General features: G+C 74.4%; 1 protein-coding gene. It reads right to left on the bottom strand.

Annotated elements, in window-relative coordinates; all coding sequences use genetic code 11:
• The coding region (locus HLH21_RS16860; protein ID WP_182944901.1) for a M20/M25/M40 family metallo-hydrolase at nucleotides 1-524 on the bottom strand (524 nt) is incomplete at both ends.

The following is a 524-nucleotide window of genomic DNA, read 5'->3' as shown; positions in this document are numbered from 1 at the left end:
GATCCTCGGCCTCCAGCACCGGGCCCTGCTCGATATGGGCCTCGACATAGGCCACGATCTCGTCCCGCCGCCGGGCGGCGCCGGCCAGCTGCGCGACATCCAGCCCGAAGGCGGCCAGGGCCTCGGCCAGCGTGGTACCCGCCCCGTCGCGCAGGTCCAGCTCCTGCCCATCCAGCGCGCCCGCGACGGCGCGGGTCGCCAGCATCGAGACGGGAAAGCGCGAGCCCTCCTCGTCGCCGAAGCCGATCACCTCGATGGCGAAGGCAAAGCGCCGGCCGCGCGCGGCGAAGCCGGCCACCGCCTCGATGCCCAGCACCACCCCCAGCATGCCGTCATAGCGCCCGCCGTCGCGCACGCTGTCGACATGCGAGCCGACCAGCAGCGCCGGCGCGTCCGCGACCAGCCCTTCATACCGGCCGACGATATTGCCCGCCGCGTCGATCCGCGCCGACATCCCGGCCTCGCGCATCCATGCCGCCAGCCGGTCCAGCGTCGCGCCATGGCCCGCGCCCAGATAGGGCCGG

Origin of the sequence: Gluconacetobacter johannae, from assembly GCF_014174305.1 — a bacterium.
Classification (GTDB): Bacteria; Pseudomonadota; Alphaproteobacteria; order Acetobacterales; family Acetobacteraceae; genus Gluconacetobacter; species Gluconacetobacter johannae.
The sequence above is the reverse complement of the archived record's forward strand: the minus strand, read 5'-3'. Positions and strand labels throughout refer to the sequence as shown.